The 25792-nt window shown below is 71.1% G+C and carries 31 protein-coding genes; 21 read left to right on the top strand and 10 right to left on the bottom strand.

Annotation, left to right across the window (positions count from 1 at the left end):
* Nucleotides 1-245, top strand: a 245-nt coding sequence (locus tag FV226_RS21080) for an integrase core domain-containing protein (protein WP_147764421.1), incomplete at its 5' end; no start/stop codon positions are given.
* Nucleotides 246-263: 18 nt separating this feature from the next.
* Here FV226_RS21080 and FV226_RS21075 read toward each other — a convergent pair.
* Nucleotides 264-1181: a hypothetical protein gene (locus FV226_RS21075; protein WP_147753074.1), complete on the bottom strand. Its 918-nt coding sequence runs from the start codon at nt 1179-1181 to the stop codon at nt 264-266.
* 237 nt (nt 1182-1418) lie between these two features.
* On the opposite strand from FV226_RS21075, the gene FV226_RS21070 reads away from it, so the two are divergent.
* From FV226_RS21070 to FV226_RS21060, 3 genes are all read left to right on the top strand, one after another.
* The gene (locus FV226_RS21070; protein WP_147753073.1) at nt 1419-1982 is read left to right on the top strand and encodes a nitroreductase; all 564 of its coding nucleotides are present in this window, start codon (nt 1419-1421) and stop codon (nt 1980-1982) included.
* An 11-nt stretch (nt 1983-1993) separates the two neighbouring features.
* On the top strand, nt 1994-2611 hold the full coding sequence (locus FV226_RS21065) for a flavin reductase family protein (RefSeq protein WP_147753072.1): 618 nt from the start codon (nt 1994-1996) through the stop codon (nt 2609-2611).
* Between the two features lie 154 nt (nt 2612-2765).
* Complete coding sequence (locus FV226_RS21060) at nt 2766-3089, top strand: hypothetical protein (RefSeq protein WP_147764420.1); 324 nt, start codon at nt 2766-2768, stop codon at nt 3087-3089.
* Between the two features lie 75 nt (nt 3090-3164).
* On the opposite strand, the gene queF is transcribed toward FV226_RS21060, so the two are convergent.
* Nucleotides 3165-3614, bottom strand: a complete 450-nt coding sequence (gene queF / locus FV226_RS21055) for a preQ(1) synthase (protein ID WP_147764419.1) — start codon at nt 3612-3614, stop codon at nt 3165-3167.
* Between the two features lie 255 nt (nt 3615-3869).
* Here queF and eno point away from each other — a divergent pair, with 255 nt between their 5' ends.
* Together eno and FV226_RS21045 are read left to right on the top strand one after the other, a co-directional pair.
* Entirely contained in the window at nt 3870-5159 is a 1290-nt protein-coding gene (eno, locus tag FV226_RS21050; protein ID WP_147764418.1) for a phosphopyruvate hydratase, read from the top strand.
* A gap of 67 nt (nt 5160-5226) precedes the next feature.
* Nucleotides 5227-5520 (top strand): hypothetical protein, encoded by a 294-nt coding sequence (locus FV226_RS21045; RefSeq protein WP_147764417.1) that lies wholly within the window; start codon nt 5227-5229, stop codon nt 5518-5520.
* A 4-nt stretch (nt 5521-5524) separates the two neighbouring features.
* Here the strand turns inward: FV226_RS21045 and FV226_RS21040 are convergent, their stop codons facing one another.
* Nucleotides 5525-5866, bottom strand: coding sequence for a winged helix-turn-helix domain-containing protein (locus FV226_RS21040; protein ID WP_147753067.1), 342 nt, complete (start codon nt 5864-5866; stop codon nt 5525-5527).
* Nucleotides 5867-6021: 155 nt separating this feature from the next.
* On the opposite strand from FV226_RS21040, the gene modA reads away from it, so the two are divergent.
* Nucleotides 6022-6804 (top strand): molybdate ABC transporter substrate-binding protein, encoded by a 783-nt coding sequence (modA, locus tag FV226_RS21035; RefSeq protein ID WP_147764416.1) that lies wholly within the window; start codon nt 6022-6024, stop codon nt 6802-6804.
* Between the two features lie 28 nt (nt 6805-6832).
* Nucleotides 6833-7042 carry a TOBE domain-containing protein gene (locus tag FV226_RS21030; RefSeq protein ID WP_147726238.1) on the top strand — a complete coding sequence of 70 codons (210 nt, stop codon included), beginning with the start codon at nt 6833-6835 and terminating at the stop codon, nt 7040-7042.
* Between the two features lie 90 nt (nt 7043-7132).
* Here the strand turns inward: FV226_RS21030 and FV226_RS21025 are convergent, their stop codons facing one another.
* Genes FV226_RS21025 through FV226_RS21010 form a run of 4 tightly spaced genes read right to left on the bottom strand, consistent with a single transcriptional unit; the run spans nt 7133 to nt 10321 of the window.
* A complete protein-coding gene (locus FV226_RS21025) occupies nt 7133-7906 on the bottom strand; it encodes an ABC transporter ATP-binding protein (protein WP_147764415.1) in 774 nt (257 codons plus the stop codon).
* Complete coding sequence (locus tag FV226_RS21020) at nt 7903-8955, bottom strand: iron ABC transporter permease (protein ID WP_147764414.1); 1053 nt, start codon at nt 8953-8955, stop codon at nt 7903-7905. Before FV226_RS21020 ends, FV226_RS21025 begins: the two co-directional genes overlap by 4 nt.
* Complete coding sequence (locus FV226_RS21015) at nt 8952-9989, bottom strand: iron ABC transporter substrate-binding protein (RefSeq protein WP_147764413.1); 1038 nt, start codon at nt 9987-9989, stop codon at nt 8952-8954. The genes FV226_RS21020 and FV226_RS21015 overlap by 4 nt, the downstream gene beginning before the upstream one ends.
* A gap of 26 nt (nt 9990-10015) precedes the next feature.
* Nucleotides 10016-10321: a hypothetical protein gene (locus FV226_RS21010; RefSeq protein ID WP_147764412.1), complete on the bottom strand. Its 306-nt coding sequence runs from the start codon at nt 10319-10321 to the stop codon at nt 10016-10018.
* Between the two features lie 126 nt (nt 10322-10447).
* On the opposite strand from FV226_RS21010, the gene FV226_RS21005 reads away from it, so the two are divergent.
* From FV226_RS21005 to FV226_RS20975, 7 genes are all read left to right on the top strand, one after another.
* Entirely contained in the window at nt 10448-11569 is a 1122-nt protein-coding gene (locus FV226_RS21005; protein ID WP_147764411.1) for a transglycosylase SLT domain-containing protein, read from the top strand.
* Nucleotides 11566-13083 carry a DUF2336 domain-containing protein gene (locus tag FV226_RS21000; RefSeq protein WP_147764410.1) on the top strand — a complete coding sequence of 506 codons (1518 nt, stop codon included), beginning with the start codon at nt 11566-11568 and terminating at the stop codon, nt 13081-13083. The genes FV226_RS21005 and FV226_RS21000 overlap by 4 nt, the downstream gene beginning before the upstream one ends.
* Nucleotides 13084-13438: 355 nt before the next feature.
* Entirely contained in the window at nt 13439-14836 is a 1398-nt protein-coding gene (gene serS / locus FV226_RS20995) for a serine--tRNA ligase (protein ID WP_147764409.1), read from the top strand.
* Complete coding sequence (gene surE / locus FV226_RS20990) at nt 14836-15600, top strand: 5'/3'-nucleotidase SurE (RefSeq protein WP_147753270.1); 765 nt, start codon at nt 14836-14838, stop codon at nt 15598-15600. The genes serS and surE overlap by 1 nt, the downstream gene beginning before the upstream one ends.
* A gap of 122 nt (nt 15601-15722) precedes the next feature.
* Nucleotides 15723-16415 carry an alpha/beta hydrolase gene (locus tag FV226_RS20985; protein ID WP_147764408.1) on the top strand — a complete coding sequence of 231 codons (693 nt, stop codon included), beginning with the start codon at nt 15723-15725 and terminating at the stop codon, nt 16413-16415.
* Nucleotides 16412-17080, top strand: coding sequence for a protein-L-isoaspartate O-methyltransferase (locus tag FV226_RS20980; RefSeq protein WP_147764407.1), 669 nt, complete (start codon nt 16412-16414; stop codon nt 17078-17080). Before FV226_RS20985 ends, FV226_RS20980 begins: the two co-directional genes overlap by 4 nt.
* 164 nt (nt 17081-17244) lie before the next feature.
* Nucleotides 17245-18687: a peptidoglycan DD-metalloendopeptidase family protein gene (locus FV226_RS20975; RefSeq protein ID WP_147764406.1), complete on the top strand. Its 1443-nt coding sequence runs from the start codon at nt 17245-17247 to the stop codon at nt 18685-18687.
* A gap of 57 nt (nt 18688-18744) precedes the next feature.
* Here FV226_RS20975 and FV226_RS20970 read toward each other — a convergent pair whose 3' ends face one another.
* The 3 genes from FV226_RS20970 to FV226_RS20960 form a co-directional block, all read right to left on the bottom strand.
* The gene (locus FV226_RS20970) at nt 18745-19098 is read right to left on the bottom strand and encodes a YidB family protein (protein WP_147764405.1); all 354 of its coding nucleotides are present in this window, start codon (nt 19096-19098) and stop codon (nt 18745-18747) included.
* 48 nt (nt 19099-19146) lie between these two features.
* On the bottom strand, nt 19147-19527 hold the full coding sequence (locus tag FV226_RS20965; protein ID WP_147764404.1) for a YidB family protein: 381 nt from the start codon (nt 19525-19527) through the stop codon (nt 19147-19149).
* A 119-nt stretch (nt 19528-19646) separates the two neighbouring features.
* On the bottom strand, nt 19647-20522 hold the full coding sequence (locus FV226_RS20960) for an ATP-binding protein (RefSeq protein WP_147764403.1): 876 nt from the start codon (nt 20520-20522) through the stop codon (nt 19647-19649).
* A gap of 131 nt (nt 20523-20653) precedes the next feature.
* Between FV226_RS20960 and FV226_RS20955 the strand changes: the two genes are divergently transcribed.
* From FV226_RS20955 to FV226_RS20930, 6 genes are all read left to right on the top strand, one after another.
* Nucleotides 20654-21052: an MAPEG family protein gene (locus tag FV226_RS20955; protein ID WP_147764402.1), complete on the top strand. Its 399-nt coding sequence runs from the start codon at nt 20654-20656 to the stop codon at nt 21050-21052.
* A 134-nt stretch (nt 21053-21186) separates the two neighbouring features.
* Nucleotides 21187-21522, top strand: coding sequence for a preprotein translocase subunit YajC (yajC, locus tag FV226_RS20950; RefSeq protein ID WP_147753278.1), 336 nt, complete (start codon nt 21187-21189; stop codon nt 21520-21522).
* Nucleotides 21523-21686: 164 nt separating this feature from the next.
* Nucleotides 21687-23294, top strand: coding sequence for a protein translocase subunit SecD (secD, locus tag FV226_RS20945; protein WP_147753279.1), 1608 nt, complete (start codon nt 21687-21689; stop codon nt 23292-23294).
* Nucleotides 23295-23418: 124 nt separating this feature from the next.
* Nucleotides 23419-24360 (top strand): protein translocase subunit SecF, encoded by a 942-nt coding sequence (secF, locus tag FV226_RS20940; protein ID WP_147753280.1) that lies wholly within the window; start codon nt 23419-23421, stop codon nt 24358-24360.
* 1 nt (nt 24361) lies between these two features.
* On the top strand, nt 24362-24751 hold the full coding sequence (locus tag FV226_RS20935) for an MTH938/NDUFAF3 family protein (RefSeq protein ID WP_147753281.1): 390 nt from the start codon (nt 24362-24364) through the stop codon (nt 24749-24751).
* Complete coding sequence (locus FV226_RS20930; RefSeq protein WP_187278810.1) at nt 24748-25641, top strand: phytoene/squalene synthase family protein; 894 nt, start codon at nt 24748-24750, stop codon at nt 25639-25641. The genes FV226_RS20935 and FV226_RS20930 overlap by 4 nt, the downstream gene beginning before the upstream one ends.
* The last annotated feature ends 151 nt before the right edge of the window (nt 25642-25792 follow it).

The raw sequence follows: 25792 nt of genomic DNA, 5'->3' as shown, positions 1-25792 counted from the left end.
CCAACGGTCAGGTCGAGCGAATGAACCGCACGATCAAGGACGCGACGGTCAAGCGTTACCACTATGACAGCCACGACAAGCTCCGCGCCCATCTGGCCGACTTCGTCAGCGCCTACAATTTTGGCCGACGCCTGAAGACCCTGCGGGGTCTCACGCCCTACGAGGCCATCTGCAAAGCATGGTCCGCCGAGCCCAGTCGCTTCCGGTCAAACCCGCTCCACCAAATGCCGGGACCAAACATCTAAGCGCGCCTCGGCGCCCGCTCACCCCGCCTTGGCCAACACCTCGATGTCGCGGTCGAGCCCGCTCTCGACCTTGAACTCGCGGGTGTAGACCTGCCCGTCGTGACGGGCGATCAGCACGTAGTCGCCCTCCGCCAGGGTGACCTGCGGGAACGCGCCGATCGCCTCGCGGATGGTGTCGCCGCCGGGCGTCAGCACCGAGAAGGCCGTGCCGGCGAAGGCCTCGGCGCCGGGGCTGGTGACGAGCTTCAGCGTCACCGTCGCGGCCCGGTGATTGAGGGTGGCGTCGGTGACCTTGCCGTTCTCCACCTTCAGGTCCGCGCGCTGGATCGCGTTCGACTCCCCGTAGGTCGAGACCACGTGGTAGGTGCCCTCGGGCAGGCGCAGCAGCTCGCCGGCCTTGACGCCGCTGCGCACCAGCCGCCCCTCCGAGTTGGTGCCGATCGGCACGAAGACGGAGAACGAGAGCTGCGCCGGGGCGATCCGCGTGTCGCCGATCGCGCCCGACAGCTTGAGCGCGCCGGCGGCCACCCGCAGGGTGTCGGTCGCGGGCTGGCCCGACATCGCGATCTTCTTCGTGGCGCTGGCGAAGCCGTAGGTCACGGAGGCGACGTAGGCCCCCGGCGCGAGCTTGAAGGTCGGCGCCGCGTCGGTGGAGCGGGCCACGATCCCGGGCCGGACGCCGTCGGTGCGGTCCTCGTAGATCCGCCAGACAAGGCCCGAGCGCAGGGGCTGGCCGATCCCCGACAGCAGCGCGGAAAGCGACAGGGTCGCCTCGCCCTCGGGCTGGCTCGGGGGCAGGTCCGGCGTCGTGATCGAGGGCGAGGGCAGGCCGCCGCCGAGGCGGTTGCCGAAGGGGTCCGGCGACTGCGCCGCGGCTGCGAGCGGCGCGACCGCGGCCAGCAGCGCCAATCCGGGCCCGAGCCTTCGTCCGCGCATGTCGAAAAGCCTCTCTCCGCAGGCCGAAGCGGCCGACCGTCATCGTCTCGCCCGTGTGATCCTAAGACCGTGGCGAGCGCAAGGCCGCCCGGGGTCCTTGCGCTGCCCCTTGCGCTGCCCCTTGCGCCCCTTGCGCTGCCCTCCGCGCCAAGGCGCCCGACTTCCCAGGCGGTGCAGCCCGTGCGAAATCCCGGTGTGATCGCGGGACCTTCCGCACCGCCCAGCCGAGACGCCCCGATGAACGCCACCCTCGACATGCTGCGCACCCGCCGCTCCGTGCCGCCCCTGCGGATGACCGAACCGGGACCGAGCCCGGAACAGATCGACACGATCTTGACCCTGGCCTCGCGGGTGCCCGACCACGGCAAGCTCGCGCCGTGGCGCTTCATCGTGATCGCGGGCGAGGCGCGGGCGCGGATCGGGACGGTGATCGCGAACACCTACGCCTCCGACAACCCGGAGGCCGACGCGGCGCGGCTCGACCTCGAGGCGAGGCGGCTGGCCCACGCGCCGTTGGTCGTCGCGGTGGTCTCGCGGGCCGGCCCGCACGTGAAGATCCCGGAATGGGAGCAGGTCCTGTCGGCGGGCGCCGCCTGCATGAACCTCGTGGTCGCGGCCAACGCCCAGGGTTTCGCCACCGCATGGCTGACCGAGTGGTACGCCTACGACCGCCGCGTGCTCGAAGCCCTCGGCCTCGACCCGCGCGAGAAGCTTGCGGGCTTCATCCATGTCGGCGCCCCCGAGGAGATCCCGTCGGACCGGCCGCGCCCGGACCTCGCCGAGATCGTCACGCGGCTGTAAGGCTCGCTCCCATGCATTACGCCCCCGACGACCGCACCCTGCCGCACAACCCTCTGAAGGCGATCGTCGCGCCGCGGCCGATCGGCTGGATCAGCGCCATGAGCCGGGCGGGGAAGCTCAACCTCGCGCCGTACTCGTTCTTCAACGCGGTGGGCGACGACATGGTCGCGTTCTCCTCCACCGGCCGCAAAGATGCGATGACCTTCGCGGAAGAGGGCGGCGACTTCGTCTGCAACCTCGCCACCTACGACCTGCGCGAGCAGATGAACGCTTCGTCGGCGCCCCTGCCGCGGGGCGAAAGCGAGTTCGACTTCGCCGGCCTGACCACGGCCCCGTCGCGCAAGGTGCGGGCGCCGCGGGTGGCGGAAGCCGCAGCCGCCCTCGAATGCCGGTGGCTCCAGACCGTTCCGCTGGTTCCGCTCGATGGCGGCGAAGCCGCCAACTTCCTGGTGATCGGGCAGGTGGTGTCGATCTACATCGACGACCGCTTCGTCGTGGACGGCCTCGTCGATACGGCGGCGATGCAGCCGATCCAGCGCGGCGGCTACTTCGACTACTTCAAGGTCGGGCCGGACGCGAAGTTCGCGATGCAGCGGCCCAAGGGCGCCGGCGACTACACGTCCCGCTGACGCGGACGCAGCGCGGTGTTTCCGCGTCTCCGCTTCCCTCGAATGCCGGCGCGGATTCCACCTCCGGCGCGGCGGCGCGGCGGAACCTTCGGAACGATCGCGACGTCCCAGCGTTGAGCTTGCGAATTCGATGGATCATCGAGAAAGGATCATCATGCGCAAGTTCGCCCTCGTCACCGCCGCGATCATCTCGGCCGGCGTATTTTCCGCCACCACCGCCGACGCGCGGCCGGGCTACCGCGGCGGCTATGGCCACGGGTATGGCGGCGGCTACGGTCGCAGCTACGGCTATGGCCACCGCGGCGGGCGCGGCATCGGCACGGGTGCTGCCGTCGGTCTCGGCATCGCCGGTCTCGCCGCTGGTGCGATCGCTGCCGGCGCGGCCCGCGACTCCTACGGCTACAACCGCGGTTACGGCGCCTACGGCAACGGCTACGGCGCCCCGGCTTACGGCGGCTACTATGGCTCGCCGTACTAAGGGTACATCAACTCGGACTCGAATTTTGGGGCGACCGGCCATGCCGGTCGCCCCTTTCTCTTTGTCCGACCTCTCTCAGCGGGCACGGTAGGGCGGCACGCCGGGATCGGGCAGCCAGACGGAGGCCGGCGGGGCGCCGGTCTGCCAGAACACGTCGATTGGGATGCCGCCGCGCGGGTACCAGAAGCCGCCGATCCGCAGGTAGCGTGGCCCGAGCAGGTCCACGAGCGTCTTGGCGATGCCCACCGTGCAATCCTCGTGGAACGCGCCGTGGTTGCGGAACGCGCCGAGGTAGAGCTTCAGCGACTTCGACTCCACGAGCCAGCGATCGGGCACATAGTCGATCACAAGGATCGCGAAGTCGGGCTGGCCGGTCACCGGGCAAAGCGAGGTGAATTCCGGGACGGTGAACCGGGCGAGGTAGTCGGTGTCGAGATGCGGGTTCGGCACCCGGTCGAGGCGGGCCTCGTGCGGGCCGGCGGGGAGGGGCGTCGGCTGCCCCAGCTGCAGAGATTCTTCGGTCATGCCCATCCTTACCGCAGGCATTCCCGCGGTGCATCCGACGCCGACGCATGCTTCGGCCGCGTGCGCCTCGTGGCATCGCCGCCCAGGGTCGCGGCGACCGCGCGCAAAGACGGCTTTTGCATTCATCTTGTGGGACGCATCATACGATATGGCCCCGCCTTGCCCGAGGCCGCGCCTTGACGGATAAGCCGCACCGACGAGACCTTGAGACCGGGCCTGCCACCGATCGTGCGCGCCCACGGGGGAGGAGCCTTCATGACCGCGATCACCAACATCGCCGCCCGCGAGATTCTGGACAGCCGCGGCAACCCCACCGTCGAGGTCGACGTGCTGCTGGAGGACGGCTCGTTCGGCCGCGCTGCGGTTCCGTCGGGCGCCTCCACCGGCGCCCACGAGGCGGTGGAGCTGCGTGACGGCGACAAGACCCGCTATGCCGGCAAGGGCGTGCGCAAGGCGGTCCACGCGGTCCAGACCGAGATCCTCGACGCCATCGGCGGCATGGACGCCGAGGACCAGGTCGCAGTCGACGAAGCGATGATCGAGCTCGACGGCACCGCCAACAAGGCGCGGCTCGGCGCCAACGCGATCCTCGGCGTGTCGCTCGCGGTGGCCAAGGCCGCAGCCGAAGCCTCGGGCCTGCCGCTCTACCGCTACGTCGGCGGCGTCCAGGGCCGGGTGCTGCCGGTGCCGATGATGAACATCATCAACGGCGGCGCGCATGCGGACAACCCGATCGACTTCCAGGAATTCATGATCATGCCGGTGGGGGCCTCCTCCATCGCGGAAGCCGTGCGCATGGGCGCTGAGGTGTTCCACACCCTCAAGAGCGCGCTGAAGAAGGCCGGGCACAACACCAACGTCGGCGACGAGGGCGGCTTCGCCCCGAACCTGCCGACCGCCGAGGCCGGCCTCGACTTCGTGATGGAGTCGATCCAGGCGGCCGGCTTCAAGCCCGGCGCCGACATGGTGCTGGCCCTCGACTGCGCGGTCACCGACTGGTTCAAGGACGGCGCCTACCACTACGAGGGCGAGGGCACCGTGCGCTCGATCGAGCAACAGGTCGCCTACCTCGCCAAGCTCGTCGACGCCTACCCCATCCTCTCGATCGAGGACGGCATGGCCGAGGACGACTGGGAGGGCTGGCGCCTGCTCAACCAGCGCATCGGCGACCGCTGCCAGCTCGTCGGCGACGACCTGTTCGTGACCAACGTAGATCGCCTCGCCCGCGGCATCACGGAGGGCTCGGCGAACTCGATCCTGATTAAGGTCAACCAGATCGGCTCGCTCACCGAGACGCTCGCCGCCGTCGATATGGCCCACCGCGCCGGCTACACCGCGGTGATGTCGCACCGCTCGGGCGAGACCGAGGACGCAACCATCGCCGACCTCGCGGTCGCAACGAATTGCGGGCAGATCAAGACCGGCTCGCTCGCGCGCTCGGACAGACTGGCCAAGTACAACCAGCTGATCCGGATCGAAGAGGGCCTCGGCGCGCAGGGCCGCTACGCGGGGCGCGGCGCCCTTCGTCAGCTCGCGCGGGCTTAAAGCGGAACCTCGCGAACCATCCCGACGTCGTCTCCGGCCTGCGGTGCATCGCAGGCCGGAGGGGACGATGACGAAGCAGGATGCCTCGCGCACGACCGAAGCCGACGCACCGCCGGACGCACCGGCGCTCGTGGCCCTGTGGTGGGCAGCCAAGGGCCCGGCGCATTGGGACCAGGCCCACAAACTCGTCCAGGACGGTTCCGGCCGGGACGCCGCCTGGGTCCACGCCCACCTCCATCGCCTCGAAGGCGACCAGGACAACGCGGCCTACTGGTACGCCCAAGCGGGTCGCCCCGTGGCCGAGGGCGACCTCTCGGCCGAGCGGGACGCGATCACCGCCGCCCTGCTGGCGGCCGGCTGAAGAGTCATCCAGTGGATCGGTCTGCGACGAAGCGGGCGAGGAAGGGCGCGGCCGCCTCCGTCGCGGCACGCTCGGCTGCCCGGTACTGCTCCACCACCTCCGCACCGAAGGCGGACAGCCGCGCCCCGCCGCCGCTCCGCCCGCCGACCTGCGCCTCGACTACCGGCTGCCCGAAGCCGGCATTCATCGCCTCGACCAGCATCCAGGCCCGGCGATAGGACATGCCGAGCGCCCGCCCGGCCGCCGAGATCGAGCCGTGCGCGGCGATCGTCTCCAGCAACTGCACCTTGCCGGGCCCGAGCCGGTGCCCCGGCCCGAAATCGACGCGGATGCTCAACCTGGCCATCGGCTTCCCTCGTCCCGAGCGCCGTTCCTACCCCGGACCGCGCGGCCGGTGCGAGCGCCTGTGATCCTCGGTTTCGATCTGGCCATCGCTGTATATGATAGGATATAGCGTCAGCGCCCGGCCGCTGCTGCGGGCCGCCCGCCTCGGAGGTCGCCTTGATCGGATTCGCACGCGCCGTCCTCGTCGCCAGCCTGCTGCTTGGCTCCGCCGCCCAGGCCGGCGAGAGCGTGACGGTGTTCGCCGCCGCCAGCCTCAAGAACGCCCTCGACGAGGCCGGCAAGGCGTTCACCGCGCAGACCGGGATCGCGATCAAGCCGAGCTACGCCGCCTCGTCGGCGCTCGCCCGCCAGATCGAGTCGGGCGCGCCGGCGGAGCTCTTCGCCTCGGCCGACCTCGAATGGATGGACTACCTCGCCAAGAAGAACCTCGTCCGGGCCGACACGCGGGTGAACCTCCTGAACAACCGCCTCGTCGTCGTCGCGCCCAAGGACGCGAAGGAGGCGGACTTGGCCCTGACCGCCGACGCCTTCGCCAAGGCGCTCGGCCCCGACGGGCGGCTGGCCACCGGTGAGGTCGCCTCGGTGCCGGTCGGCAAGTATGCTAAGGCGGCGCTCGAAAAGCTCGGGCTCTGGGGGACGATCCAGCCGCGGCTGGCGCAGGCCGACAACGTGCGCGCGGCGCTCGCCCTGGTCTCACGCGGCGAGGCGCCCCTCGGCGTGGTCTACGCGAGCGACGCGCGGTCCGATCCGGGCGTGAAGGTGGTCGCCGTGTTCCCGGAGGACAGCCATCCGCCGGTGGTGTACCCGTTCGCGCTGACCGCCGAGGCCAAGGGCGAGGGCGCGGCCCGCTTGCTCGACTTCCTGAAGGGCGCTGCGGCCCGGCCGTACTTCGAGGCCCAGGGCTTCTCCGTGATCCCTGCAGGCCAAGGCGCCAAATGACGTTTTCTCAAGCCACAGAGGCCGTTCGATGAAGATCTCCGCACGCAACGTCATCAAGGGCAAGGTCGTCGCCGTCGAGAAGGGCGCGACCACCGCGCACGTCAAGATCGAGATCGCCGCCGGCCAGATCGTCACCGCAGCGATCACCAACGAGGCCGTCGACAGCCTCAAGCTCACGGTCGGCGGCGAGGCCTACGCCGTGGTGAAGGCCTCCGACGTGATGGTCGCCGTCGACTGAACGGCGGGTCCGGAGCGTTTTCCAGCGCGGTGGAGGCCGGCTCGTGTGAAGACGATGCGGACCTGGCAACGAGATCGACGCGGCTCGGCCTCACGCCAGGATCGGCGTGCAGACCGAGCACCCGTGCTCCGGCAAGGGCATCACCGCCACGTCCACCCCGTAAACGCGGCGCAGGCTCTCTTGCGTGATCATCGCCTCCGGCGTTCCCAACGCCACGAGGCGGCCACCATGCAGCAGCGCGACGCGGTCGGCGCAGAGGAAGGCGTGGCCGGGGTCGTGGGTCGAGAGCACCACCGCGATGCCGGTCTTCGCGAGGCGGCGGACCTGTTCGAGCACGCGGGTCTGGTTGCCGAAATCGAGGCTCGCGGTCGGCTCGTCCATCACCAGGATGCGCGGCTCGCCGGCGAGCGCCCGGGCGATCAGCACCATCTGCCGCTCGCCGCCGCTGATCTCGGTGTAGATGCGGTCGGCGAGATGCCCGATCCCGAGGGTCGCGAGCGCCATGTCCGCAGCGGCCTCGTCTGCGCGGCCGGGGGCGGCGAAGGGGGCGAGCCGGGCGGCGCGGCCCATCAGCACCACGGCCCGCACGGTGAACGGGAAGAAGGCCGCATGCGCCTGCGGCACGTAGGCGAGCGCCCGCGCGACCCGGCGGCGCGACCACCGCGACAGGTCCTCTCCGTCGAGGCGGACGCGGCCGGCCCGTACCGGCAGCAGCCCGAGCAGGGTTTTGAACAGGGTGGTCTTGCCGCCGCCGTTCGGCCCGAGCAGGCACAGGACCTCGCCCGCCCCGAGCGTGAAGCTCACGCCCGCGCCGACCTCGCGCGCGCCGTACCCGAACGCCAACGCCTCGACGGACAGCATCAGGACCAGCCTCGCTTGCCCGCTGCTAGCAGCCAGAGGAAGAACGGCGCGCCGGCGAGCGCCGTGAGGATGCCGAGCGGCACCTCGATCGGCGCGATGGTGCGGGCGGCGAGATCCACCGCCACGAGGTAGCCCGCCCCGAGCAGCGCCGAGGCCGGCAGCAGGCGGCGGAAGTCCGGCCCAACGAGGCCGCGGGCGAGGTGCGGCACGATCAGGCCGATCCAGCCGATCACCCCCGTCGCCGACACCGCCGCCGCGGTGACGAGGGTCGCCGCCGCCACGAGGAGCGGGCGCAGCCAGCGGGTCTCGACGCCCAGCGCCCGCGCCTCCTCCTCGCCGAGGCTCATCAGGTTCATGCGCCAGCGCAGCAGGACGAGGGGCAGGAGCCCGAGGCCGACCGCCGGCAGGATCGCGAACACGTCGCCGAGGGTGACGGAGGACAGGCTCCCGAGCAGCCAGTAGGTGATGGCGGGCAACTGGTTGTAGGGGTCGGCCAGGACCTTGAGCAGCGAGATGGCCGAACCGAGCACCGCGCCGACCGCGACGCCGGCCAGCACCAGCGTCAGCACTGGATCGTGCCGCCGCACCAGCGCGCCGATTGCATAGACGATCGCCACCGCGCCGAGGCCCCCGGCGAAGGCCATGGCCTGGATCGCGAGGACCGGCAGGGCGAGATAGATGCCGAGCACCGCGCCGAGCCCGGCGCCGGCCGAGACGCCGAGGATGTCGGGCGAGACCAGTGGGTTGCGAAACAGGCCCTGGTAGGTCGCCCCGGCCGAGGACAGGGCCGCGCCGACGACGAGGGCCGCAGCCACCCGCGGCAGCCGGACCTGCAGCACCACTACCTGCGCCGTCGCGTCGCCCGGCGCCGTGCCGAACAGCTTGGCGGCGAGGATCGCGAACACGTCGGCGACCGGCACCGGGAATTTCCCCGCGGCGAGGGCGATGAGGACGAGCAGCCCGAGGCCGGCCACGGCGAGGCAGGCCCGGAACACGGCTGAGATCCGACGCGCGCCGGGAGCCGCGATCGGCGCCGCGGAACCTCGCGTCATCGGCGCGCCGGCACGGCGCCGTCGAGGAGCACGGCTTTCGCCTCCGGGGTGAGGGCGACGTGGTAGAAGCGCTGGTAGAAGTCGGCGACGATAGCGGGCAGGTCTTCGTGGAAGAGCGCTGGGTAGAGCAGGTGCGCGAGCCAGCGCATGCCGATCAGCCGGTTGACGCCGGGCGGCGCGTCGAACCAGGCGAAGGGCAGCGTCGGGGTCCGATAGACGCGGCCCTCGCGCACCGCCTTCACGCCCCGCCAGATCGGGTCGTCGCCGGGCCGGAAGGCGGGATCGAGGGCGACGATCACGTCGGGGTTCCAGCCCAGCACCTGCTCGGGCGAGACGTTGGCGAGGCCGTTGCCGCCGACGGCCACGTTGCGGGCGCCGACCACCTCCAGGATTTCGGTGCTGATCGAGCCGGCGAACCCGGTCTCGAGGCCGCGCGGGCCGCGGGCGTAGTAGACGCGGGGCCGCTCGGCCTCCGGGACGCGCGCGACGCGCTCGGCGACCTCCGCCACGGTGCGGTCGGCATAGGCCGCGAGCCCGTCGGCGGCCGGCCCCAGGCCGAGCACGGCGCCGAGTTGCCGGTAGGTCTCGCCGGTCTTGGCGAAGGCGCCGTCGAGCAGGATGTAGGGGATGCCGGTCTGGGCCTGAACCCGGTCGGCGAGCGACGCATAGGTCGGCCCCGTGGAGCCGACGTCGACGACGAGGTCCGGCTTCAGGGCCAGAACCGCCTCGACGTTGGCAGTGCCGCCGCGCCCGGTCAGGCGGCCGGTGGCGGGTAGCGCCCAGGTCGCGGGCGCGAGGTAGGGCCGCTCGGCCGGGGAGGGCGTGCGGACCCAGCCCGCCATCCGGTCGGGCGCGAGGGTGTAGAGCAGCACCGCCGCCGGCGGCCCGGCGGCCACGACCCGGGCGGCGCAATCCGGAACCTCGACCACGCGCCCGGCCGCATCGGTGAAGGGGCGCGCCGCGGCCGGCCCTGCGACAAGGGTGAGGATGGCGACGGCGAAGGTCGTTAGGGCGAGGCGTCGCGGATGCGGCATGCTGGGGCTTCGATGGGGGTGTCGGCTCACCCTAAGGGTAGCGGCCTGCGAGGGCCACAGCCGGGACCCGGACCGCGCCCAAACACCGCCGTGAGGATTGCCGCCGCCTCGGCTGTCTCCGCGAAGCCTCCATGGAACCCGTCGCGAGGGACCGCCCGCGCCGCGTCGAGGTCGACCGCGCCCGGCACGACGCGGACGTAGAGGGCCGTTCCCTTGCAGGGAGCCGGCAGCCAACCGAGCGCCGCGGCCGGAGGATGTGCCAGCACCAGGGCGTCGGCGTGGGCGATGTCAGGTGGGCCGCCGGTGGGCGAGGCGATCAAGAGGTCGCGCATGGGAGCGTAAGCATCGAAATTTTAGGCTTTCTTTACCATGATGGCCAAGGGTTGCCTCATCCGGGGTGCCACGTGCGGCGCCTCGCGCGACGCCCGTCCGGCGCGTGCGGCTCGAAGCGGCGACCGATGTTCCTGTTCACCACGCCTTCGAGCCCCCAGCCAGCCGCGGCGCCCCCGCGGACTTTGGGTGCGCAAGGGACCTCGGGCGCGCAAGGGACCTCGGGCGCGCAAGGCACTTCGGGCGCACAGGGCGGCGTGATCGACGCGATCCGCGACGGGGCGCAGAGCAGCGGCGTCGGCTTCGACTACCTGCTCGCCACCGCGCAACGCGAATCCGCCCTCGATCCCTCGGCCAAGGCCGGCACCTCGACCGCCACCGGCCTGTTCCAATTCATCGAGCAGACCTGGCTCGGGGTGATGAAGTCGGCCGGGCCGAAGCTCGGCCTCCAAACCTACGCCGACGCCATCGTGGCGCGGCCCGACGGCAGCTACACGGTCGCGGATGCCGGCCAGCGCCAGGCGATCCTCGACCTTCGGCGCGATCCCAAGATCGCCGCCTCGCTCGCGGGCGCCTTCACCCAGAAGAACGGCGAGGCGCTGTCAGTGGCGCTCGGGCGCGAGCCGACCTCGGGCGACCTCTACGCCGCCCACGTGCTCGGGGCGAAGGGCGCGACGACGCTGATCGCCGCCGCCCGCGCGACGCCGGACCGGGCCGCAGCCCTCGACATGCCGGAGGCGGCCGCCGCCAACCGCGGCCTGTTCTACGACCGCACGGGCCGGCCGCGCACCACCGCCGAACTCTATGCCAGCCTCTCGGCGGTAGGCTCAGGCCGCACCGCGCCGAGCGACGTCACAGGCCTCACGCAGAGCGTCGCGCTCGCCACGCCGCCGGCTGCGGCCAGCGCCTACGCCGCGATGGGCGGCGACCTGCGCACCCTGTTCCAGACAGACCGGCGCCAGGGCGCCCTCTCGGAGGGCGTCGCCAAACTGTTCCAGGGCCGTGCGGCGGAGGCCGCCCGCCCGGCCCCGAGCTACTTCCCGCGCTCCGATTCGAGCCTCGATTCCACGGTGCCGGTCGCGGTGCTCGCCTCGGCCGACCCGGAGACCACCGGCGCCCTCGCCGCGTCGATTCCGGCGGGCCGCGCGCTCGTCGACCCGCCGCTGCCGCCCCGCCGGCCCGCCGAGTTCGCCGCGCGCCTCGCGGCCAACCCCAACGCGTCGTTGTTCACGAACCGGAGCGGCCCATGAACATCCGCCAGTTCCTCGCCTGCACCCAGTCCACCTCCGCTGGGCGCCGGGCCGAAGCCGCCTCGGCGCTGACGCGGGCCTACCTCTACGGCAACCTCGAGGCGGACGCCGCCTGGGAGGCCAAGACCGCGATCCTCGCCCTCCTCGACGACCCCGCGCCGGTGGTGCGCCGGGCCATGGCCGAGGCCTGCGCCGCCTCGGCCCGCGCCCCACGACCGCTGGTGGTGGCCTTGGCCTCCGACCAGACCGAGGTCGCCTGCCTGGTGCTGGCCTCCTCGCCGGTCCTCACCGACGCCGACCTCGTGGATGCGGCGGCGATGGGCTGCGAGACGATCCGCGCGACGATCGCGGCCCGCCACCACCTCTCGCACGCGGTCGCCGGAGCGCTGGCCGAGATCGGCGCCGCCGACACCCTCGCGGTGCTGGCGCGCAACCCGACCGCGCGCATCACCACCGGCCGGATGCTGCGCATGGTCGAGCGCCACGGCGGCGACGCGACCTTGCGCGAGGCGCTGCTCGAGCGCGCCGACCTGCCGATCGAGGTGCGCCACGCGGTCGGCGCACGGCTGGCGCGGAGCCTTTCGGCCTTCGTGACCGAGTGCGGCTGGCTCTCGGCCGACCGCAGCGCCCGGATGAGCCGCGAGGCCGGCGAGCGCAACGTGCTCGAGTTGTGCGAGGGCGCCGGCGCTGCCGCCACCGCGCGCATCGTCAAGCACCTGCGCACCACGGGCCAGCTCAACGCCGGCCTGATCCTGCGGGCGATCCTCTCGGGGCAGATGGCGTTCGCGGAAACCGCGTTCGCCGACCTGACCGGCCTGGAGCACGCCCGCGTCGGGACGCTGCTGCGCGAGCCGCGCGGGATCGCCGAGTTGCACCGCCGTTCCGGCCTCGCCGAAGCGCTGCTGCCGGCGGTGGTGGCCGCGCTCTCGGCCTGGCGCGAGGCCGCCGACGGCACCAGCACCTTGCGCGGCGTCGGCCTGTCGCGGCGCATGATCGAGCGGGCGATCACCGCCTGCGAGGACATGCCATTCTCTGAGATGCAGGGAGTGATGGCGCTGCTGACGCGCTACGAGGCCGAGGCCGCGCGCGACGAGGCCCGCACCGTCGCCCGCGCTATCGCCGAGGAGGCTCTGGCTCGCGAGGCTGCCCGCCGCGAGGCGGACGAGGCCGAGGCGGCCTGGCGCGCGGCGCAGCACGCGGTCGCGCGCGACGTCGAGCCCTACGACGGTGCCGAGGCGACGGCGCCGGACCACCTCGCCATCGATCCGCGCGACCGCATCGGCGACCGGTATCTGTGGGATGGCGCATTCCCGGAGGCGGACCTCTTCGCCGAGCGCGAGCGGCGCACCGACCCGGTCGGCGCCATCCTCGACGCGCTGCCCGAAGCGATCCTGGCGAGTTTCCGCGAGGAGCAGGAGCGCGTCCGCCTCGCCGCCGACGCCGAGGCTGTGCTCGATGCCCGGCCCGAGATCGACGGGGACGAGGTCTTGGAGCGTGGGCGCCTCGCGGCCTGACCTGCGGAGATACGGATCGCGGGCGCCCGCCGACAGGCTCGCGGATCGCATTCGAACCCAGACCACTCCCGTCATCCCGGGGCTGCGCAGCAGAGCCCGGGATCCAGAGCCCCCGACGGTGCCAGGCGCGATCTCGACCTGCGAGTCTGGATTTCGGGCTCGCCTCCGGCGCCCCGGAATGACGGGGTGGGTTTCGGCAGCGGGCGCCGTGAAACGCCACGTTTCGATCCCCTGACCGGACGCAGCCTGGATCGCGCCCAGTACGGACGCGCGGGCGCTCCTTCGCCCGCCGCAGCCTTGTCGCGCGCGGAGCGATGCTGCAAAGCGTGCCCGTCCGCACGACCCGAGCCAGCCCATGCACGACATCCGCGCCATCCGGGACAACCCGGAAGCCTTCGACCGCGACCTTTCCCGTCGCGGCCTCGGCCCGCTTTCGGCCGAGCTGATCGCGCTGGACGACGCCCGCAAGGCGGCCGTCTCGGCGGCGCAGGAGAACCAGGAGCGCCGCAACGCCCGCGCCAAGGAGATCGGCGCGGCCAAGAAGGCGAAGGACGAGGCCCGTGCGGCCGAATTGATGGCCGAGGTCGCTGGCCTGAAGGAGGCCGCGCCGACGCTCGAGAAGGCGCAGACCGAGGCCGCCAAGACCCTCGACGACCGGCTTGCCGCAATCTCGAACCTCCCGAAAGCCGACGTGCCCGAGGGCGCCGACGAGCACGGCAACGTCGAATACCGCCGCTTCGCCTCCGCCCGCGCGGAACTGCCTGAGGGCCGCCAGCACTTCGAACTCGGCGAGTCGCTCGGCCTGATGGACTTCGAGGCCGCCACCAGGATCTCCGGCTCGCGCTTCGTGGTGCTTAAGGGCCAGATCGCCCGACTGGAGCGGGCGCTGGGTCAGTTCATGCTCGACCTACACACGCAGGAGCACGGCTATCTCGAGGTGGCGCCACCGATCCTGGTGCGCGACGAAGCGATGTTCGGTACGGCGCAGTTGCCGAAATTTCGAGATGATCAGTTTGCTGTCAACGACGGCTCTACGATCGAAGATCTTCGTAGAAATGTCGGTTCGCTAATTGCGACTGCGGACGACGGACGGAAGGCCACCGACTTCATATCATCCGGCGTACAGGACTGGATCGATCAAAGTTCGCGTTGGCTCATCCCCACAGCCGAAGTCCCGCTCACCAACCTTGTCCGCGAATCCATCCTCGCCGAGGACGAACTGCCCCTGCGCTTCACCGCCCTCACGCCCTGCTTCCGCGCGGAGGCCGGGGCGGCGGGGCGCGACACCCGCGGGATGCTGCGGCAGCACCAGTTCAACAAGGTCGAGCTGGTCTCGATCACCGCGCCCGAGAAGTCGGCCGAGGAGCACGAGCGCATGCTGTCCTGTGCGGAGGCCGTGCTGAAGAAGCTCGACTTGCCGTTCCGCACGATGACGCTCTGCACCGGCGACATGGGCTTCGCCAGCCAGAAGACCTACGACATCGAGGTCTGGATGCCGGGGCAGAAGACGTTCCGCGAGATCTCGTCCTGCTCGGTCTGCGGCGATTTTCAGGCGCGACGGATGAACGCCCGGTACCGTAAGGACGGCAAGCCCGCCTTCGTGCATACCCTGAACGGATCGGGCGTCGCGGTCGGCCGCGCGCTGATCGCGGTGATGGAGAACTACCAGAACCCGGACGGCAGCGTCACGATCCCGTCCGCGCTCGCGCCCTACATGGGCGGCCTCAACCGGATCGAAGGGCAGGCCACGTAATGCGCATTCTCGTCACCAACGACGACGGCATCCACGCGCCGGGCCTGGAGACGCTGGAGGGTATCGCCCGGACGCTGTCCGACGACGTCTGGGTGGTGGCGCCCGAGACCGACCAGTCCGGCGTCTCGCACTCGCTGTCGCTGAACGACCCGCTGCGCTTGCGCCACATCTCCGAGAAGCGCTTCGCGGTGAAGGGCACGCCGTCCGATTGCGTGATCCTCGGCGTGCGCCACATCCTGGCCGACCACGGCCCGGACCTCGTGCTGTCGGGGGTCAACCGCGGCCAGAACGTCGCCGAGGACGTGACCTATTCCGGCACCATCGCCGCCGCGATGGAGGGCACGATCCTCAACGTGCGCTCCATCGCCATGTCCCAGGCCTACGGGATCGGCGGCCGCGGGAACCTGAAATGGCAATGCGCCGCCCATCACGGCCCGATCGTCGTGAAGAAGATCCTGGAGACCGGGATCGAGCCGGGCATCGTGATCAACGTCAACTTCCCCGATTGCGAGCCCGACGAGGTCGCCGGCATCGCGGTCGCCGCGCAAGGCCAGCGCAACCAGGCGCTCCTCGCCATCGACGCGCGCACCGACGGGCGCGGCAACCCGTATTTCTGGCTCGCCTTCGCCAAGGCGCGGTTCGAGCCGGGCAACGGCTCCGACCTCAAGGCCATCGCCGAGAAGCGCATCTCGGTGACGCCGTTGCGCCTCGACCTCACCGACGAGCCGACGCTGACGCGCTTCGCGCAGGCTTTCGCGGAGTAGGTCCTCCGTAAGCTCCAACGGTGTTCTTCCCGTCCCTCGCCCTCATCCTGAGGTGGAGGGACGGGGAGCAGGCCGATCGACCCGGCGGAGCGGTCACGTCCCAAAGCGGAGCTCCCTTCCTCATGAGCCTCGTCCTCATCCCCGGCTACATGGCCGACGCCAGCCTGTGGGACGACATGGCCGAGGCGCTGGCGCTGGCCGGCCCGATCCACCACGCGAGCCTCGCCCACGACGATACGATCCTCGAGATGGCGCGGCGGCTGCTCGCCGAGGCGCCGCCGCGCTTCGTGCTCGTCGGGTTCTCGATGGGCGGCTACGTCGCCCGCGAGGCGACGCGGCTCGCGCCGGAGCGGGTGCGCGGGCTGGTCTTGGTCGCGACCTCATCGCGCTCCGACTCCCGGCAGCAGGCGGTGGCCAAGCGCCTCGCGATCGAGGGCGTCGAGGCCGGGGGGTTCGGAGGCCTGAGCCGGGCGGCGGCCGCCGCCTCGGTGCACCCCGACCGAGCCGGCGACGCGGCGCTGATCGAGCGCATCCGCGCGATGGGGCGGCGCCTCGGGCGCGAGACCTTCCTGCGCCAGTCCCGGCTGCAACGCGTCGGCGACGAGGGCCGGCTCGGCGCCATCACCTGCCCGGCCCTGGTGATCGCTGCGGGCCGCGATCGCCTGCGCAGCGTCGCAGAATCGGAGGAGCTGCGTGACGGCATCAGGGGCGCAACGATGGCGGTCGTCGCGGAGGCCGGCCACATGCTGCCGATCGAGGCGCCGGACGCCCTGGCGGCGCTGATCCTCGCCTGGCTCCGCGACCTGCCGCCATGACCGGGCCGGACGACGAACGCGACGGCGCGGGGCTGAGCAGCCATGACGGCCTCGGCGGGGCGATCGAGAATGCGGCCTTCGTGCTGGCGCTTCGCGGGCGCGGCACCCGCGACACGGCGGTGCTGCGGGCAATGGAGCAGGTGCCGCGGGCAACCTTCGCGCCTGCCGCGTACCGACACCTCGCCCGGCGCGACCTGCCGCTGCCGCTGCCCTGCGGGGCGGCGATGACCGCTCCGAGCACGGTGGCGACGATGCTGGCGCTGCTGAGGGTCGAGGCGGGGATGCGCATCCTCGAGATCGGCACCGGGTCCGGCTACGTCACGGCGCTGCTGCTGCAGCTCGGCGCCGAGGCCGTGACGAGCCTGGAGCGCTACGCGACGCTGGTGGCCCAGGCGCGCGCGAACATCGGCGGACGGGCCCGGATTGTCCAGGGCGACGGCCTCGCCGAGATGGAAGAGGGCGGCTTCGACCGCATCCTCGTCAACGGCGCCGTGTCGGCGCCCCCGCCCGGCTGGGGCGCGGCGCTGAACCCGGGCGGGCGCCTGGTCGCCGGATCGGAAGGCGGGCTGATGGTGGCCGAGCCGCGCGGGCAGGGCCTTGCCATCGAGCCGGGACCGCGGCTGCGCCTCGCGCCGCTGGTGCCGGGGCGGGCGGTCGCGCTTTAACCAAACCCGTTCACCGCCACGATGACGGTAAGCATTCCTAAGCGGCGATTCGAAGAGCGAAATGGTGCTCGCGCGGCCGTGAACGTGGTGAACGGGAACGGTTGTTTAACCTGAATCCGGCTTTCATGGGCTCATCAAGTTGCGTCAGGCAAACGGGTGCGTCGATGCGGGTTCGCGGGACTGGTCGGAGGATGAAGACGCTGTCGCGCTTCGCTCTCATCGGAGTTATCGGCAGCGGTGCCGCCGCCTGCTCGTCGGACGCATCGCGTCTCGACAACCCCTTCACAAATCCGTTCGCCTCGAACATGGCGAGCGAGCCGGCGGCGACGGGGAGCCTGCCGGACATGCCGTCGGCGCCGCCGATCCGCACCGGCCGGATCCAGTCCGAGGCGCTCGGCGCACCGATGGCGATCTCGCCCCGGCCCGACCCGGTGGCCGCCCGCGTGCCGACCCAGCCGATGACGCAGACCACCCGCGTCGCCTCCACCGGCAACCCCGGCTGGAACGCGCAGGGCGGCACCACCATCACCGTCGCCCCGAACGACAGCCTCAATCAGATGTCGACGCGCTTCGGCGTGCCGGCCTCGGCGATCCTGTCGGCCAACGGCTTGACCAACGCGAGCCAGGTGACGCCCGGCCGCCAGCTCGTCATCCCGGTCTACAGCGCCTCGGGCATGAACCCGGCGGCGGCCCCGATGACGGCGCGGGCCGTTCCCGCCGCCCCCTCGGAGCGGATCAAGGCCGCCGAGACCAAGCGCCAGGATGACGCCAAAGACGCGGCGAAGGCCGAGGCCAAGCGCAAGGAAGCGGCCAAGGAGGCGCAGAAGGAGGCCGAGGCCAAGAAGCTCGCCGACAAGCGCGCCGATGAGAAGGCCCGCAAGGAGGTCGCCGCCAAGGAGGCGGACGCTAAGAAGCACCATGTCCGCCCCGGCCAGGTCGCCAAGGCCGACGCGAAGCCCGACGCCAAGACGGACACCAAGGCCGACGTGAAGGCAGAAGCCGCGCGCAAGACCGAGGCCGAGGCCAAGCAGGCCAAGGCGGATGCCGCCAAGGACGCGGCGAAGAAGGTCGCCGAGGCCAAGGCCACCAAGGCGGCGTCCGAGAAGGCCGCCGCCGACAAGGTGGCTTCGGACAAGGCCGCGGCGGAGAAGGTCGCCGCCAAGCCGGAGCCGGCGAAGGCCGTCGCGACCGCGAAGGTCGAGCCCGCCAGTACCGGCTCGGTCGCCGCCGCGGCGGCGGACCAGACCTTCCGCTGGCCCGCCAAGGGCCGGGTGATCTCGGGCTACGGCTCCTCGGGCAACGAGGGCATCAACATCGCGGTGCCCGAGGGCACGTCGGTGAAGGCCGCCGAGGACGGCACCGTCGCCTATGCCGGCTCGGACGTGAAGGGCTACGGCAAGCTCGTGCTGGTGCGCCATGCCAACGGCTACGTGTCGGCCTACGCCCACAACGGCGAGCTCGACGTGAAGCCCGGCGAGAAGGTGAAGCGCGGCCAGACGATCGCCAAGTCCGGCGCGTCCGGCAACGTGACCTCGCCCCAGCTGCACTTCGAGATCCGCAAGAGCGGCGCACCGATCGATCCGATGTCGCAGCTCGCGAGCAACTGAGCGTCAGGCCTCTGCACCAAGTCGGAGGGCGGCCCGCGAGGGCCGCCTTTTTCCGTTTCAGCTGCTCGGCGTCTGGAGCGTCCCGTCGGGGCTGTGATGATCGACCGCCGCGGGGAGCACCTTCGCCAGCACCGCCAGGACCTGGTCGGTCGGGATGCCGAGCTTGTCTGCGATCCGGCGGACCTGCTCGTTGTCCATCACCTTGCGCAGGTCCTCCGCCGTGATCGGCTCGTTCGCGCCGCGGCCGAGCCAGGAATTCACCTGGGCGGCGTAGCCCGAATTCTGGAGCTGGCTCAGAAGGCCCTGGAGGCCGCCCGGCAGCACACGCTCGATGATCGAGGGCAGCGCCTCGATGGCGGCCTGGCCAAGGCTACCGTCGAGGGCGTTCTTCAGGGTGTCGAACAGGCTCATTGCTCAGGCTCCTCGCCGAATCGCGCGCACTCTAGCCGGCAGCAGGGATCAGGCCACCTGCGTCGAGAATTGCCGCTGCGGCGCAAGGGTGCCGTCCCGGCTCTGCCGGTCGACGGCGCCGGGCAGGAACTCGGCCAGGGCCGTGGGCACCCGGGCCGCCGGGACGCCGAGATCGGCGGCGAAGCGCGTCAGCGCCTCCGGCGAGAGCAAGGCGGCGTAGGCGCCCGCGGGCAGGGCGACGTTGGCGCCCGATCCGAGCCAGGAGGAGACCGCCGCGCCGTGGCCGGCCTCGCGGAGCCTGTCGAGGAAGGCCGGAAGGCCGCCGGGGTGGATCTTGGCGAAGGCCATCGGCAGCCCGTCTCCGCCGATAGCATCAATGCGTGCCTCGGCGCGAGCGAGCGCGTCCCGGAACATGTCGAACAACCCCATGACGTCAGCCCATCCCCCAACAGCCGTCCGCCGGAAGGCGGAGAGCATCGAGGATGCAAGCTCGGGCGCAGGCGACGCACGACAAGCACCTGCGGCGACGAAGCGAAAAAGAATAGCGCTCAGTCGAGAATGCGGCCGAGACGTCCGGCGAGGTCCTGGATGAATTGGAAGGCCGTGCGGCCGGAGCGCGACCCGCGGGTGGTCGCCCATTCCAGCGCCTCGGCCCTCAGCGCGTCGGGCTCCACCGGCAGCGCGTAGCGCTCGGCGTAGGCGTGGATCATCGCCAGGTACTCGTCCTGGCTGCACTTGTGGAACCCGAGCCAGAGGCCGAAGCGGTCCGAGAGCGAGACCTTTTCCTCCACCGCCTCGCCGGGGTTGATCGCGGTGGAGCGCTCGTTTTCGACCATCTCGCGGGCGAGCAGATGCCGCCGGTTGGAGGTGGCGTAGAACAGCACGTTGCCGGGCCGCCCCTCGATGCCGCCGTCGAGCGCCGTCTTGAGCGACTTGTACGAGGTGTCGTCGCCGTCGAACGAGAGGTCGTCGCAGAACACCACCCAGCGATGCGGGTCGGGGCGCAAAGTCGCCATCAGGTCGGGCAGCGCCTCGATATCCTCGCGGTGGATCTCGACGAGCTTCATCGGCAAAGCGCCTGCGGCGCGGCGGGCGTTGATCTCGGCGTGCACCGCCTTGACCAGCGACGACTTGCCCATGCCGCGGGCGCCCCAGAGCAGCGCGTTGTTGGCAGGCAGCCCGCGCGCGAAGCGCTCGGTGTTCTCGGCCAGCGTGTCGCGCGCCCGATCGATGCCGGTGAGCAGCCCCATCTCGACGCGATTCACCAGCGGCACCGGGATCAGACGGCGCTCCGGTCCCCACAGGAAGGCGTCGGCCGCGCTCATGTCGGCCTCGACCCGCGCGGGCGGGGCGGCGCGCTCGAGGGCGGTCGCGATGCGCTCCAGCAGGGGGAGCAGCGTGTCCAGGGTGGTTGCTTGTGTCATGGCCAATGGGTTCGGGTGGGCCGCGGATCGCCCGGGCCTACGCGCGCAAAGTCCTTGCTGCAACCAGGTGGCCGGCTGCAACGTCGCGGGCCGACCCGCGTTGTTGGCGCGACCTCGACCGGAGCCGACCTTTGATCTTCCCAGTCACCACCGCCCTGTTCGCCAGCCTGCTCGGCCTGCTCTTCGTCGGCCTCTCCGCCTGGGTGATGGGCGGGCGCGTGAGGGGCAACGTCCTCCTGGGCGACGGCGGCAGGGACGCGCTGCAGCGGCGCATCCGCTCGCACGGCAACTTCTCCGAATACGTGCCGATGGCGCTGGGCCTCGTCGCCCTGCTTGAGGCCGGCGGGACCCGGCACTGGATCGTGGTGTCACTGCTGACGATCCTGCTCGTCGCGCGCCTGCTGCATCCCGTCGGCATGCGTGCGCCGGAGAACTCGCCGCGCCAGTTCGCCTGCCGCGGCGGCGGCATCATCGCCACGCTGCTGGTGACGCTCGTGGCGGCGATCCTGCTGATCATCCGCGCGATCTGAGCGCGATCTGAGACCTGGGGGCCGCCCGGCGTTGCTTTCGGGACGCCCCTGGCTATAGTCCGCGCGCTTTCAGACAGGCCCGGCGACGCTTTCGACAGGCGCGCTCGGGCCTGATGTCACATGAGGAGACGCGCTTGATCACCCCCGCCTTCGCGCAAGGGGCCGGCACCGTTGCCGGCGGAGCCGAGATCGCCTTGCAGGTGGTTCCTTTCGTCCTCATCTTCGTGATCATGTATTTCTTGATCCTGCGGCCGCAGCAAAGGCGGGTCAAGGATCATCAGGCCCTGGTCAAGAACGTCCGCCGCGACGACACGATCGTCACCAACGGCGGCCTCGTCGGCCGGGTCGTGAAGGTGATGGACGAAGCCTCCGAGATCGAGGTGGAGATCGCGCCGAACGTCCGGGTCAAGGTGGTGCGCACCATGATCTCCGAGGTCCGCGTCAAGGGCGGGCCGGTCAAGGCCGCCTAGGGCGCTCTCCGCCGAAGCGAGTCCCGGTTCGGCGTTGGAGACCTCGGCACGGCAACAGCTCGGAGCCGTTCCCGATCGCGTCGCGACCGGGACAGGCTTCAGACCCGCCGGATCAGGATGCCGCGGCAAGTCCCCGGCAGGACTGCAGAAAACAGAGTCGGCGGATGTTGCGCTTTTCCCGTACCAAGATCATCGCGACCCTCGTCGCCATCCTGATCGGCCTAAGCCTCGCGGTCCCGAGCTTCTTCTCGGCCGACCAGCGCAAGGGCTTCATGGCCGCGCTGCCGAGCTGGTTCCCGGCCTGGATCGTGCCGAGCCGTGCGATCGTCCTCGGCCTCGACCTGCAGGGCGGCTCGCAGCTGCTGCTGGAGGTCGACCAGACCGAGCTCGTCGCCTCCCAGGCCAAGGGACTGCGCGACGAGGTCCGCGGCGTGCTTCAGCGCGAGAACGTGCGGGCGGATGGCGGCATCGGCATCCTCCAGCGCGGCGTCCAGGTCCGCATCGCCGACGCGGCGGCGCGTGCCAAGGTGATGCCGAAGCTGCAGGAGCTGGCGCAGCCGATCTCGAACCCGCTCGTCGGCCAGACCGGCGGCCGCACCCTCGACATCAACGAGCAGCCCGACGGCCTGATCCGCCTCGCCCTCACCGATGCGGGCATCAACGAGCGCACCCGCCGCGCCGTGACCCAGGGCATCGAGGTCATCCGCCGCCGCCTCGACTCGACCGGCACGCTGGAGCCCTCGATCCAGCAGCAGGGCGCCGACCGCATCCTGATCCAGGTTCCCGGCCTGCAGGATCCGGAGCGCCTGGAGGCGCTGCTCGGCAAGACCGCCAAGCTCGAGTTCCGGATGATCTCCGACAACCCGGCCGGCGACGTGGACATGCTGCCCTCGCGCGACGAGCGCGGCGCCAAGGTGGCGGTAGAGCGTCGCGTCATGGCCGACGGCGGCGACCTCACCGACGCGCAGCCGGCCTTCGACCAGCAGACCCACGAGCCGATGGTGAGCTTCAAGTTCAACCTGAAGGGCGCCCAGCGCTTCGGTCAGGCGACCTCGGAGAACGTCGGCCGCCGCATGGCGATCGTGCTCGACAACGAGGTGGTCTCGGCTCCGGTGATCCGCAGCGCGATCACCGGCGGCTCCGGCCAGATCACCGGCAACTTCTCGGTGCAGCAGGCCAACGACCTGTCGATCCTGCTGCGCGCCGGCGCGCTGCCGGCGAAGTTCACCGTGGTCGAGCGCCGGGTCGTCGGGCCGGGTCTCGGCAGCGACTCGATCCGCGCCGGCAAGATCGCCACCGGCGTCGCCGGGCTCCTCGTCGTCGCCTTCATGTTCCTGACCTACGGCACCTTCGGCTTCATCGCGAACATCGCCCTCATCGTCCACGTCGGGCTCATCCTCGGCCTGATGTCGGTGCTCGAGGCCACCATGACGCTGCCCGGCATCGCCGGCATCGTGCTCACCATCGGCACGGCGGTGGATTCCAACGTGCTGATCTACGAGCGCATGCGCGAGGAGCATCGCGCCGGGCGCTCCCTCGTCTCCGCGCTGCAGGCCGGCTTCGACCGGGCGTTCGCGACCATCATCGACTCGAACTCGACCATGGCGATCGCCGCGCTGATCCTGTTCTTCCTCGGCTCCGGCCCGGTGAAGGGTTTTGCCGTGGTGTTCATCCTCGGCATCCTCACCACCGTCATCACCGCGGTGACGCTGACGCGGATGATGATCGCGGTATGGTACAAGTCGTTCCGGCCCAAAGCCCTGCCGTTCTGAAAGCCTTGCCGTTCTGAGATCGCTGCCGTTCTGAGATCGCTGCCGTTCTGAGATCGTCGCCGCTCCGCACGTCGTCCGTTCAGGGGAGCCGATCGTCGCTTCCCGACCGTAAGGTCCTTTGAAAATGCGCCTGCTTCGCCTTTGGCCCGATGAGTCGCACTTCGACTTCATGCGCTTCCGTCGCGTGAGCTTCCCGCTCTCGGCGATCCTGTCGGTGGCGACCGTGGTGCTGTTCCTCACCGTCGGCCTGAACTACGGCATCGACTTCAAGGGCGGCACGCTGGTCGAGCTGCAGGCGAAGTCGGGCACCGCCGACGTCGGCGAGATCCGCCACACGGCCGCCGGCTTCGGCTTCGGCGAGCCCGAGGTGCAGGAGCTCGGCAACCAGGGCACCGTGCTGGTGCGCCTGCCGCTGCAGCCCGGCGAGCAGGGCCAGACCGCGGTGATGAACAAGGCGCACGGCGCCTTCGACAAGGATTACGAGTTCCGCCGCACCGAGACCGTCGGCCCCCGCGTCTCGGGCGAGCTGGTGCAGTCGGGCACCCTCGGCGTCGTGCTCTCGGTCGTCGCGGTGCTGCTCTATCTGTGGTTCCGCTTCGAGCGCGAGCTGGCGCTCGGCGCCATCGTCGGCACGCTGCACGACATCGTGCTGACGATGGGCGTGTTCATCATCACCCGCATCGAGTTCAACATGACCTCGATCGCGGCGATCCTCACCATCGTCGGCTACTCGCTGAACGAGACCGTGGTGGTGTTCGACCGGACCCGCGAGCTGATGCGCCGGTACAAGACCATTCCCACCGACGAGCTGCTCAACCTGTCGATCAACTCGACCATGTCGCGCACCGTGATGACCTCGGTCTCGGCCTTCCTGTCGCTGCTGGCGCTGGTGCTGTTCGGCGGCGAGGCGATCCGCGGGTTCGCGGTGGTGATGCTCTGTGGCGTTGTGATTTGCACTTACTCCGCCATCTTCGTTTCCACACCCAGTCTCATTTATCTCGGTCTGATGCTCTCGGGCACCAAGGCCCAGGCCGCCCGCGGGCGCCTGCCGCAGGCTGCGGAGTAGGATGGCCGAGCTCGACGGTTTCGAGCAGGGTTTCCTGCCCGGCCGCCACCTCATCGACGCCTACGGCAACGGCGGCTTCCGCTTCGGCGAGATGTCGCACCGCGGCTCGATCCTGGCGCTGCCCTCGGGCGTCCGCGCCTGGGCCGTGACGGAGGGGAGGGCGATCGACCGCACCGCGTTGCGCCCGGTTCAGGCCGAATCGGCGGAGATCGAGCTGCTGCTCGTCGGCACGGGCCTCGACATCGTGCCGCTGCCACCCGATCTTCGGGCATGGCTCAAGGACAACCGGATCGGCCTCGACGTGATGCAGACCGGCGCGGCGGCGCGCACGTACAACATCCTGGTGGCGGAGAACCGCAAGGTGGCGGCGGCCCTGATCGCGGTCGCGTGAGCGACGCGCCGGATCGGGCGGACGCACGAGAGGATGGGCTCGGCGGCCTCGCCTTCGCCTTCCGCCATTGCGAGGACCTCGTCCGCGCCGGCGACCCGGACCGCTACTTCGCGACCCTGTTCGCGCCGCAAGGCGCCCGCCCGCACCTCTTCGCCCTCTACGCCTTCAGCCTGACGATCGCGCGGGTGCGCGAGGCCGCCTCGAACCCGATGGCCGGCGAGATCCGCCTGCAATGGTGGCGCGACGCGCTCCAGGGCGAGGCCCGCGGCGACGTGAAGGCCAACCCCGTGGCCGCCGCCCTCCTCGACGCGATCGTCGCCCGCCGCCTCGGGCGCCAGCCCTTCGTCGACCTGATCGACGCCCGCGTGTTCGACCTCTACGACGACCCGATGCCCCGGCTGAACGACCTGGAGGGCTATTGCGGCGAGACCGCCTCGGCTTTGTTCCGGCTCGCCAGCCTGATCCTGTGCGACGGCGCGGAGCCGGGCGGTGCCGCCGCCGCGGGCCATGCGGGCGTCGCCTACGGCATCACCGGGCTGCTGCGGGCGCTGCCGTGGCACGCCCGCGGCGGACAGGTCTACTTGCCGGCCGACGTGTTCCGCGCCCACGGCGTCACCCGCGAGGACATCGTCACCGGCCGCGGCGGGCCGGGCTTGCGCGGCGCCTGCGCGGACCTGCGCGCCGACGCCCGCCGGCACCTCGCTGCCTACGACGCGGAGAGGGCGACGATCGCGCCCACGGCCCGCGCCGCCTTCCTGCCGCTCGCCCTGGTCGAGGGCTACCTCGCCGCCATGGAGCGCCCGGGCTACGACCCCCTCAACACGCCGATCGAGACCGCACGCTGGCGCCGCCTGTGGCGGCTGTGGCGGGGATCGCGCGCGGCCGGGTAGGGCGCCGACCGGCCCCCTCTCCCAGGGGGAGAGGGTCGGGGTGAGGGGCGTGACCTCTCAGGACGAGTTTCGCCCCTCATCCTGTCCTTCTTCCCTGGGAGAAGGGACCCGCGCTCCCCCTGCCCAGCGAGAGGTCGCTGCGATGTAACCC

Origin of the sequence: Methylobacterium sp. WL12 (assembly GCF_008039475.1) — a bacterium.
Classification (GTDB): Bacteria; Pseudomonadota; Alphaproteobacteria; order Rhizobiales; family Beijerinckiaceae; genus Methylobacterium; species Methylobacterium cerastii.
Note: the sequence above shows the minus strand (reverse complement) of the source record. Positions and strands in the feature narration are given on the sequence as shown.